Annotated in this window: 6 protein-coding genes and 2 rRNA genes (1 of these 8 running past the window's edge); 3 read left to right on the forward strand and 5 right to left on the reverse strand. The window is 61.1% G+C overall.

Going from position 1 to position 9,887, the window contains the following annotated elements; genetic code table 11:
- The first annotated feature begins 124 nt into the window (after positions 1–124).
- Genes mksB through mksF form a run of 3 tightly spaced genes read left to right on the forward strand, consistent with a single transcriptional unit; the run spans position 125 to position 4,945 of the window.
- The gene (gene mksB, locus PFEN_RS04325; protein ID WP_191485787.1) at positions 125–1,405 is read left to right on the forward strand and encodes an Mks condensin complex protein MksB; all 1,281 of its coding nucleotides are present in this window, start codon (positions 125–127) and stop codon (positions 1,403–1,405) included.
- Positions 1,395–2,108: an Mks condensin complex protein MksE gene (gene mksE, locus PFEN_RS04330; protein ID WP_191485788.1), complete on the forward strand. Its 714-nt coding sequence runs from the start codon at positions 1,395–1,397 to the stop codon at positions 2,106–2,108. The genes mksB and mksE overlap by 11 nt, the downstream gene beginning before the upstream one ends.
- The gene (gene mksF, locus PFEN_RS04335; protein WP_191485789.1) at positions 2,105–4,945 is read left to right on the forward strand and encodes an Mks condensin complex protein MksF; all 2,841 of its coding nucleotides are present in this window, start codon (positions 2,105–2,107) and stop codon (positions 4,943–4,945) included. Before mksE ends, mksF begins: the two co-directional genes overlap by 4 nt.
- Before the next feature lie 188 nt (positions 4,946–5,133).
- On the opposite strand, the gene PFEN_RS04340 is transcribed toward mksF, so the two are convergent.
- The 5 genes from PFEN_RS04340 to PFEN_RS04360 form a co-directional block, all read right to left on the reverse strand.
- On the reverse strand, positions 5,134–7,437 hold the full coding sequence (locus tag PFEN_RS04340; RefSeq protein ID WP_191485790.1) for a PqiB family protein: 2,304 nt from the start codon (positions 7,435–7,437) through the stop codon (positions 5,134–5,136).
- Positions 7,430–8,053, reverse strand: coding sequence for a paraquat-inducible protein A (locus tag PFEN_RS04345; RefSeq protein WP_191485791.1), 624 nt, complete (start codon positions 8,051–8,053; stop codon positions 7,430–7,432). The genes PFEN_RS04340 and PFEN_RS04345 overlap by 8 nt, the downstream gene beginning before the upstream one ends.
- On the reverse strand, positions 8,040–8,699 hold the full coding sequence (locus PFEN_RS04350; protein WP_191485792.1) for a paraquat-inducible protein A: 660 nt from the start codon (positions 8,697–8,699) through the stop codon (positions 8,040–8,042). Before PFEN_RS04350 ends, PFEN_RS04345 begins: the two co-directional genes overlap by 14 nt.
- A 182-nt stretch (positions 8,700–8,881) precedes the next feature.
- A 5S ribosomal RNA gene (rrf, locus tag PFEN_RS04355) occupies positions 8,882–8,997 on the reverse strand.
- A gap of 171 nt (positions 8,998–9,168) precedes the next feature.
- Positions 9,169–9,887, reverse strand: a 23S ribosomal RNA gene (locus tag PFEN_RS04360); it runs 2,173 nt beyond the window's last position.

Genomic DNA, 9,887 nt, shown 5'->3' on the forward strand with positions numbered 1-9,887 from the left:
CTTCGGCGAAGATCGCCCGCAGTTGATCGCAACAACGCCCAAGCCGGCGATCACCTGCGGGTCAATCCGGTCCCCGATGCAGTACAATCGCTCCTTTTAATTTGCCAACCAGCCGGCCTCTCCCATGATCGAACCCAAGCGCGTCTTGCGCGCCCTCGCCGAGCACTGGGCCCTTCTGGAGCCTCTGTGCGAACACTTCGACCAAGGCACCCTGAGCCTCGGTGAACTGCGCCAGCAACTGGCTGCCCAGCAGCTGGACAGCACGCCCCAGGACATCACCAACCTGCTGGACGTGTGGATTCGCCTCGATATCCTGGTTCCCGTGGCGAAAAGTCCGAACCGTTTCGAGCTCAATGCCCAGATCCACGACTTCCTCGCCTATCTGCGCCGCGAACACCGCCTGGGCCTGTGCCTGGAGATCGAAGCCTACCTGCGCCACCTTGAGCGCCTGGCCGGGTATATCCAGGACGCCTTCGATATCCGCGACGGCAACGACCTGGCCCGCCAACTGCGCCTGCTCGACATGCGCGTGCGCGACGTCCTGAAAAAGCTCGACAACGACGAACAGGCCCTGGTGGCCGTCGCCGAGCGGGCCAAGACCAGCGACCGACAGATCCCGCTGCGCCAGCGTTACGCCGAGGTCCTGGCGACCTGGGACGAATACGTCGAGCCGATGATCCAGCTGGTGAACGCCGACGGCGCCTTCGAACAGGGCGTGCGCAAGGTCGAGAACGTACTGTTGCGCATGCTCAGCGAACAGCAGCGCCTCGGCCACCTGGTGGACGACGACATGTTGTTGCGCACCCACGCGCGAATCCTCGAGATGCAGACCAGCGCCCAGTTGACCCTGCGCCATGCCCGCGAACTGCTGCTGCCGCTGCGTGAAGAAGCACGCCGGCACAACGCCGTGACCCGTGGTGCCGCCCTGGCCCTGTCGGTGATCCGCCGCAAGGGCCTGGACGCCGTGCCGCAAGCGGCGATGCCGATGTTCAGTCGCCCGCAAAGCACCTTTCTCGGCAGCTCCGGTCAGGTCGAGGCCTATGTCTATGCCCTGGCCCGCTTCGAAGCCAAGCCGTCGCGGTTCCCCAAGGCGCACAAGTCCGGCAAGGGCGGCGAGTCGCCACGGGCCCCGCGCACGGTCAAGGAAATGCTCGAACGCTGCAGCGACGCCCTGCCGATGCCGGACCTGATGAGCTGGCTGCTGGAGCAGGAGCCGGACGGCGCCACCGACGAATTGCTGTACTGGTTCTCGCGCCTGTCGCGGGAAAAACGTTTCCAGCGCGAGCGTCTCGAACGCCGCGACTACCACACACAGGAGCATCAGGTCAGCCTGCGCTCCTTCGCCCTGCTGTCGCGTACTGAAGAAGCCGGCGAAAATTCCGCGAGCACTCCCCATGCATCTTGATCTTTCCGAACTGTCCCAGCTGGCGCCGATCTTTCGCGAGCTGTTCAAGGGTTACCACGTCAGCCGCCGTGACCCGGAACTGTACGCCCAATTGTCCAACTGCCAGGATCAGTACCGCAGCCTGTTCAAGGCCCTGGGCTTCGAACTGGTCTGCGACACTCGCGGTTTCTACTACTTCGTCCCGGACAACGCCGCCGCCCAGGTCAACAAGACCGCCCAGCGCCTGGCGCTGTTCACCTTCATCCTGGTGGAGCACCTGGCCGACCAGGGCCGCGACCCGGTTGCCGTGCTCGACGGCGGTAGCCTCGGGCGTGACGAACTGCCGTCGCTGCTGGAGAAATACCGCGACCTGTTCGTCCAGGCCGAAGTCACCACCCAGGAAGAGCTGGAAGAGAAGATCATGCGCCGCATGACCCAGCTTGGCTTCGCCCTCGAGGAGCCCGGTCTGTTCCGCTTCCTGCCGCCGATGCACCGTTTCCTCGACGTTTGCCTGTCGGTCCAGCAGGACCGCGACATGGCCGCCAGCCTGCACAGCGTGCTGCCCTTGCCGACGCCGGTGCTGGTGGACGACGACAGCGACGAAAAACTGCTGGAAACCGATGACCCGCTGGACCTCAGCGAATTCGTCGAACCCGGCGAAGAAAGTGAAGAAGAGGCGCTGGCCCGAGCCATTGCCGCCGAGCAACAGGAGATGGACGCATGAGCCAGGAACGCTACGGTATTCGCCGCTTCGCCCTGCTGAACACGGCCGGCTACAGCCTCGGCCTGTTTCCCCTGGAACATCCGTTGTCGGTGTACGGCGCGAACAACCTGGGTAAATCGGCCTCGATCAACGCCTTGCAGTTCCCGATCCTGGCGCGCATGTCGGACATGAGCTTCGGCAAGTACAGCCTGGAACAGTCACGCCGGTTCTATTTCGCCACCGACACCAGCTACATCCTCGTCGAAGTCGCGCTGCCCCACGGCCCACACGTAATCGGCGTGGTCGGACGCGGCCCGGGCGGTGGTTTCGGCCACCAGTTCTTCGCCTATGCCGGACGCCTGGACCTGGCGCACTATCAGAAAGACGACACCTGCCTGCGCCAGAAGGAGTTGTTCAACAATCTCGAGCGCAACGGTCTGAAAGCCTACGAGCTCAAGCCCGATGAACTGCGCCGGCTGCTGGTCGGCGGTCATACCTCGATTCCGCTGGACCTGACGCTGATCCCGCTGCGCTCCACCAGCGAACAGAGCCTGAAGACCTTCCGCGCGCTGTTCATCAACCTGCTGCACATGCGCGAGATCACCGCCGCCAAGCTCAAGCAGCTGTTCCTCGATGCCTTCGAGCACAGCCTGCGTTCCGGCAGTGTCGACTATATCGCCGCCTGCGAGGAAGCCTTCCGCGATGTGCGGCGCATGGAGCAGGACTACAACGCCATGGTCGCCGCCGGTCCCCTGGTCGAGGCACTGGCTGCGGGGGTGCGCCAGCGCGATGTGCTGCGCGGCAAGCTGCACCGGATCTCGCCATTGCTGGACTCGTTGCTCGGCACCTGGTCGGACTACGCCGGTGCGCGCAAGGAAGAACTGCTGATCCAGTCCGAGCATTACCGCAATGAACAGGACGCCCTGCAGAACGACCAGCGCAGCAGCACTCAGGAGCTGATGCGCCTGGAGCGGGAAATCAGCGATCTGCAACGCTGGCTTGGCGAACTGTCGGTGCTCAAGCATCGCTTCGCCCTGGTCGACGACGTGAAGGTCCTGGAACAGCAGCTGCTGGCGGCCAAGGATGCCCACGACGAACTGGCTGGCGCCCTGGCACAATCTCGGCAGTTCAGCGCCGAGGACCTGGAAGAGCGCCTGCGTGACCTGGAAAAACGCCTGAAGTCGGTGAAACAGCAACTCGATCACGCCGACAACAACAGCTATGCACGCCTGCGCGAAGAGTTCTCGCAACAGGATGTCGAACGCCTGATGCGCCTGTTCAACAGCGCCCTGTTCAGCCTGCCGCTGGGTGAACACGGGATTGCCCTGGATGAGGAAGGCGAGTGGGTCAAGTCCATGGAGCTGATCCTCGATGGCTTCAAGGGCGAGCGCTTCGAAGTGCCGGGCCTGTCCATCGACCTGTCCCACATCGAGCCGCCGGCGCTGCAGGCCCTGGCGGATCGCGCCGCGCTGCGCGACCAGAAGGAGCGTCTGGACAAAGAACTCAAGCAGTTGAAGACCCAGCAGGCCGTTGCCGCCGACCGCGCCGCGAGCAAGACCCAGACCGAAGCGCTGTACCAGCAGGTGCTGGATGCGCAGAAAGCCCTGGAAGACTTCCGCCGCGCCCAGACCTTGAGCGCCGAGGAAGGCGACAAACTGGAACAACTGGCACAACTGGAAGCCGCGCAGGATGAACTCAAGCGCTCCAGCGATGCCTTCACCGAGCGCGTCCAGCAGTTGTCGGCCAAGTTGCAACTGGTCGGTCGGCAGATCGGCGATATGGAAGCCAAGCAGCGCACTCTCGACGACGCCCTGCGCCGTCGCCAGTTGCTGCCGGCCGACCTGCCGTTCGGCACGCCGTTCATGGAGCCGGTGGACGACTCGATGGACAACCTGCTGCCGTTGCTCAACGACTACCAGGACAGCTGGCAGGGCTTGCAGCGGGTCGACGGGCAGATCGAAGCGCTGTACGCCCAGGTGCGTCTCAAGGGCGTGGCCAAGTTCGACAGCGAGGATGATGTCGAGCGCCGCCTGCAACTGCTGATCAATGCCTATGACCACCGCACCGACGAGGCCCTGACCCTGGGCAAGGCGCGCCGCGCGGCGGTGACCGATATCGCCCGGACCCTGCGCAATATCCGCAGCGACTACGACAGCCTGGAACACCAGTTGGCGCTGTTCAACCGCGAGATCAACAAGCGCCAGGTGTCCAACCTGCAAAGCTTCCGCATCGTGCTGGCGCCGAACAAGGACGCGCTCAAGCACATCGACCAGATCATCCACAGTGCCGGGCAATACGAGGAAGGCGAGACGCTGTCGGTATTCGACCTGAGCCAGAGCGCCGATCAGGACAACAAGAACGAAGAAGCCAAGGAATACCTGGCGCGGCTGGTGGCGGCCAACCACAACCAGTTGGGCTTGAAGGACCTGTTCGAGCTGGCGTTCGAGATCACCAAGGTCAACGGCCAGCCGGTGATCCACACCGATATCGACGGCGCGGCGTCCAACGGCACGACCATGACCATCAAGGCGCTGACCAACATGTACCTGTTGTTGCACCTGATGGACCGCGACCAGGCCGGGCGCGTGCGCCTGCCGTACTACCTCGATGAGGCTGCGGACATCGACGAACGCAACCAGGCGGCGCTGTTGGAAACCAGCCTGCAACTGGGCTTCGTGCCGATCCTGGCGAGCGTGAAACCGCAGGTGTCGGCGCATGTGGCCATCGACCTGGAAGGCGGCAGCGGACCGAACGGGATCTATATCGACGAAGCGGACTGGAAGTACATTCGCCGGCACGATCAGGTGCGGGCGAACGTACAGAATGTAGCGTCAGAACCGGAACTGGACGAGGTCTGATACCGGAAGCTGGAAAACAAAAGGCCGCGATCATTGATCGCGGCCTTTTCATTCCGCGACTCAATCCACGGATAAACCCTCATGTTTGTCGCGCCTGCACTCTTGTGGGAGCGGAGCCCTACCCCCATACAAACTCTATAACCGCCCAAGCTCTGCTGCTGATCTGGTCTCTACCCGCAATCTCCCGGTTATTTGCCGAGACTGATCTTCGGCGCCCAGGTCAGCCATTCATCCTCGAACTTGTCGAACAGCGCAAAGGTCTGCAATGGCCGCGCCGCCACGCCCATGCGCTCGCCATCCGGCGTGGCAAAAGCGATCCCACCCTGAATCAGCGTCTCCAGCGACTCGGTCCGCACCGTCGCGCCCTTGAACAAACCGAAGTCGACGCCAAAGCCACTGGTATTCCAGAAACGGCTGCCGCTGCGCACCAACGGCGCATAACGCGGCTCGATCAGAATGTGGATCAGTACCCGGTCCGCCGTGCTCCCCAACTCATACCCGGTCACCTTGCCCACCGTCACTTCGCGGTAGGTCACCGGCACGCCCTCCTTCAGCGAACCGCGCCGCGCCGCGCTCAGGGTCAGGCTCAAGCCGGCCTGGGGCGCCGCCGCATCCGGCGGTGCCTTGAGCGCGACAAAATCCTTCTGCGCCCCGAGCTTCTTCGTCGCCGGCTGCACCTCGAGGTACTGCCCGGTGACCAGGGTCTCCAGGTTCGCGGTCTTGATCAGGCCCAACTCCGGCTTCACCACCCAGAACTGGCTACCGACCCGTGCGATGCGCTCCGGCACTTCGGTAATCCGCGCCGAGAGCAGCACCGACTGCAAATCGTCGCTCAGATCGACACTTTCAATCTTGCCCACGTCCAGTCCCTTGAAACGGATCGGCGTGCCGCTGCGCAAGCCGTCGGCGCGATCGACCCGAATGGTGATCAGGGTGCCTTGCTGCTGTGCCTCGTCATGGTTGGAGAACAGACGGAAACGCGGAATACGTTTCTGCAGCGGGGCTTTGTCCTGCGGGGTCTCGAAGGCGATACCACCGGCCATCAGGCTTTGCAGCGATTCGCTTTTCACCTGGATGCCCCCGGTCAGGCCCCCGCTCAGGGTGATCCCACTGGCGTTCCAGAAACGGCTCGAGGCGTTGACCAGGTTTTCATATTCCTTCTCGATATGGACGCCGATCACCACCTGCTTGCGCGTACGGGAAAACTGGTAGCTTTGCACCGAACCGACTTTCACCTGGCGGTAGAGCACCGGGCTACCGACGTCCAGCGAGCCGAGGTTGTCGGTGAACAGCACCATGTGCAGCCCCGGGGAGCGCAGGTCCAGGGGCGGCGCCTTGGCCCGGGCCTCGAATTCGCGTTGCGGGTGACCGCCTTTGTCGCCGGGGCGAACGGCAATGTAGTTACCTTTGACCAGAGCCTCTAGCCCAGTGATACCGGCCAGCGATATCGACGGCTTGACCACCCAGAATTGGGTACCGCTCACCAGGTAGTCCTCCGCCAACGGATCGAGGGTCAGCTCGGCATTGGCGCTGGACAGGTCGGGATCGATTTTCAGGGCTTTCAAACTGCCGACCTGGATCCCTTTGTACATCACCGGCGTACGACCGGCCTGCAACCCTTCGAAATCGCTGAGTTTCACTTTGACCCGGATCCCCGCCTGGGCCGCATCGAAATCCTCATAGAGACGGAACGGCAGGCTCGGATCGGTGGGCGGACTGTCCTTGCGGTTCTCCGGCGTGGCGAAGGCGATACCGCCGGCAACGATACTCGCCAGGGATTCGCTGCGCACCTTCACCCCGGACAGGTTGGCGTCGATGCTGATGCCGCTGGCGTTCCAGAAGCGCGTGTGTTTGCGCACCAGGTTGGCGTAGGTCGGCTCGATAAAGACCTTGAGTTCGACCATGTTCTGGTCCGAAGACAGCGCATAGCTTTTGATCTGGCCGACCTGGATCTGCTTGTAGAATACCGGGCTGCCACGATTCAGCGAGCCCAGGCGGTCCGCCTTGATGGTGATGTGCAGGCCGGGCTTGAGGTCCGACAGCGGCGGCTCCTGGGTCAACGCCTTGAACTTGCGCGCAGGTTCGCCATCACCGGGACTGACCGCAATGTAGTTGCCGGACACCAGGGTATCCAGGCCGGTAATCCCCGCCAGGGTCACGCTCGGCTTGACCAGCCAGAAGCGGGTATTGGTACGCAGGGACGGCTCGACGTCCTTGTTCATTTCAATGGTGGCAACGACCCCCTTGCTGGAGCCTTCGACATCCAGGTTCAGGGCCTTGACCTTGCCAATGGGCATGCCTTTGTAAACGATCTCGGTCTTGTTGGCCTGAATGCCCTCGCCGCTTTCGAAGCGCACCTGGATCTCGATGCCGGCCTGGCTGTAGGCACGCCAGCCCAACCAACCGCCGATGATCAGGGCAATCAACGGCAGAACCCAGATGGCCGACCAGTTCGAGGCCGGGCGGGCTTTGGCTTTTGGCAAATCAGTCATGGTCGTCATCCGACTCCGTGTTGTCCCAGATGAGTCGGGGATCGAAAGTTACTGCTGCAAGCATCGTCAAGATCACCACACTGGCAAAGGCTATCGCACCGAGATTGGCCTCGATGCTGGCAATTCTTCCAAAGTTCACAACCGCCACCAAGATGGCGATCACAAAGATATCCAACATGGACCAGCGGCCAATGAACTCGATGAACCGGTACATGACGATCCGCTGCCGGGCTGACAGCGGTTGGTGGCGCTGTACCGAGAACAATAACAGGGCGATGCCCACCAGTTTGAACGTTGGTACCAGGATACTGGCGACAAAGACCACCGCGGCGATCGGAAACATACCGTGCTGCACCAGGGCGATGACGCCGGACATGATGGTACTGGGATCACCCTTGCCCAGGGAGTTGACGGTCATGATCGGCAGCATGTTGGCCGGGATGTAGAGAATCGCCGAGGTCAACAGCAGCGCCCAGGTACGCATCAGGCTGTTGGGGCGGCGTGGATGCACCAAGGCACCGCAGCGGGTACAGACCTGCTCGTCGCTATCCGCGTCCTCGCGGTTCAACTCGTGGCATTCCGTGCAGATCAGAATACCTGCATCAATCGCCCGCATGTTCGTCTTCTCCCGATAACGCCTGCCAGATCTGGTGAGGCGACATGAGCACCTCCAGCAGCACTTGGACCAGCAGCAAACCGACAAAACAGGCCAGCCCCAGGCCGAGGCTCAGTTCCGCCAGGTCGGCCAGTTTGACAATCGCCACCAGCACGCCCATGAGATAGACCTCAAGCATGCCCCAATCGCGGAGATGGTGGTAAATGCGGTACAGCAACAAGCCGTAGCTACGCCCGATATCCCAACGGATGCTCAACAGCACGGCCAACTGGCAGAGCAGCTTGAGCAGGGGAATACCCATGCTGCACAGGAACACCACCACGGCGATGCCGGACATGCCGGTATGATACAGGCCCAGGACACCACTCCAGACCGTATCTTCCGAGGATCGGCCCAGAAGATTGAGTCGCATGATGGGTAAAAAGTTCGCAGGGATGTACAGCAGCAGTGCTGCGATCACCAGGGCCAGGCTGCGCTCGATGACATTGTGGCGATGGGCATAAAGCTCATAGCCGCAGCGTGGGCATTGGGCTTTTTCACCGAGGCCCAGCTGGGGTTTGAGCATCAGCAGGTCGCATTCGTGACAGGCCACCAATGTGTCCAGGGGCAGTTCCGACACCTTTGAAGAGTCAACCGGATCCGGCATAAAGGGGCTCAGGCTCTGTAAAAGACGGTGCCTATTCTAGTGTTCCAGATCGAAAATAACTTAGTCAAATTGTCAGGAAAAGGTCTACATCTTCGTAAGGTAGCCAGCATGCCGGTGATGAACGCCACGCCACAAAAACAAAACCCCTGATCGCGTTAGCAATCAGGGGTTTTGGAATTTAATCTTGACGATGACCTACTCTCACATGGGGAAACCCCACACTACCATCGGCGATGCATCGTTTCACTGCTGAGTTCGGGATGGGATCAGGTGGTTCCAATGCTCTATGGTCGTCAAGAAATTCAGTAGCCAGCTCGTTCTCTCTTGCGAGATCACGCTCCAGCAAATGGGTATGTGACAGCTTGGTGTTTTGTGAGTCGCAAACTTTCGGTTCGTTTCGTCTTCACACACCGCAATCTGGTGCTCCTTCGCTCTTCAGCTGGAAGCCTGCAAATTGCTTGGGTGTTATATGGTCAAGCCTCACGGGCAATTAGTACAGGTTAGCTCAACGCCTCACAGCGCTTACACACCCTGCCTATCAACGTCGTAGTCTTCGACGGCCCTTCAGGGAACTCAAGGTTCCAGTGAGATCTCATCTTGAGGCAAGTTTCCCGCTTAGATGCTTTCAGCGGTTATCTTTCCCGAACATAGCTACCCGGCAATGCCACTGGCGTGACAACCGGAACACCAGAGGTTCGTCCACTCCGGTCCTCTCGTACTAGGAGCAGCCCCTCTCAAATCTCAAACGTCCACGGCAGATAGGGACCGAACTGTCTCACGACGTTCTAAACCCAGCTCGCGTACCACTTTAAATGGCGAACAGCCATACCCTTGGGACCGGCTTCAGCCCCAGGATGTGATGAGCCGACATCGAGGTGCCAAACACCGCCGTCGATATGAACTCTTGGGCGGTATCAGCCTGTTATCCCCGGAGTACCTTTTATCCGTTGAGCGATGGCCCTTCCATACAGAACCACCGGATCACTAAGACCTACTTTCGTACCTGCTCGACGTGTCTGTCTCGCAGTCAAGCGCGCTTTTGCCTTTATACTCTACGACCGATTTCCGACCGGTCTGAGCGCACCTTCGTACTCCTCCGTTACTCTTTAGGAGGAGACCGCCCCAGTCAAACTACCCACCATACACTGTCCTCGATCCGGATAACGGACCTGAGTTAGAACCTCAAAG

The sequence above is a fragment of the Pseudomonas sp. FEN genome (genome assembly GCF_904067045.1).
Lineage (GTDB): Bacteria > Pseudomonadota > Gammaproteobacteria > Pseudomonadales > Pseudomonadaceae > Aquipseudomonas.

Excerpts from the sequence above, each read along its gene's own strand:
- PFEN_RS04340 (WP_191485790.1), bottom strand. The coding sequence starts at position 7,437 with ATGACTGATTTGCCAAAAGCCAAAGCCCGCCCGGCCTCGAACTGGTCG.
- mksF (WP_191485789.1), top strand. The coding sequence starts at position 2,105 with ATGAGCCAGGAACGCTACGGTATTCGCCGCTTCGCCCTGCTGAACACG.
- PFEN_RS04345 (WP_191485791.1), bottom strand. The coding sequence starts at position 8,053 with ATGCGGGCGATTGATGCAGGTATTCTGATCTGCACGGAATGCCACGAG.
- mksB (WP_191485787.1), top strand. The coding sequence starts at position 125 with ATGATCGAACCCAAGCGCGTCTTGCGCGCCCTCGCCGAGCACTGGGCC.
- mksE (WP_191485788.1), top strand. The coding sequence starts at position 1,395 with ATGCATCTTGATCTTTCCGAACTGTCCCAGCTGGCGCCGATCTTTCGC.
- PFEN_RS04350 (WP_191485792.1), bottom strand. The coding sequence starts at position 8,699 with ATGCCGGATCCGGTTGACTCTTCAAAGGTGTCGGAACTGCCCCTGGAC.